Here is a 357-nt window from a genome sequence, read left to right as displayed (position 1 = left end):
CCCCGACCGCCTCCGTCAAGCCGTCCGGCTCATCCACCCCGCCGACGTGTTCCCCTACGCCGTCAACCTCAGCAGGGCCATGGACCTGGACCACCAGATCCCCTACAGCGAGGGCGGGCCCACCAGCACCGACAACCTCGGGCCCGCCACGAGAACCCACCACCGGATCAAGACCCACGACGGGTGGGAAGTGCGACAACCCAGCCCCTGAGATCACCATCTGGCGCGATCCCTACGGGGCCCACTCCCTGGTCGACTCGACCGGCACACGACACATCACCGCCGACACCACCGGCGGGACCAGCCAGTCGCGCCTCGAGATCTACACCACCCAACTCCTGCTCGACCTGGCCGGCT

Annotated in this window: 1 protein-coding gene; it reads left to right on the top strand. The window is 68.6% G+C overall.

All coding sequences use genetic code 11. The features are described 5' to 3' along the window. The coding region (locus tag E9934_RS19420) for an HNH endonuclease signature motif containing protein (protein ID WP_162851576.1) at window positions 1-211 on the top strand (211 nt) is incomplete at its 5' end. Window positions 212-357: the final 146 nt, after the last annotated feature.

The sequence above is a fragment of the Nocardioides caeni genome, from assembly GCF_004912195.1.
In the GTDB taxonomy this organism is placed as follows: domain Bacteria; phylum Actinomycetota; class Actinomycetes; order Propionibacteriales; family Nocardioidaceae; genus Nocardioides; species Nocardioides caeni.
The sequence above is the reverse complement of the archived record's forward strand: the minus strand, read 5'-3'. Positions and strand labels throughout refer to the sequence as shown.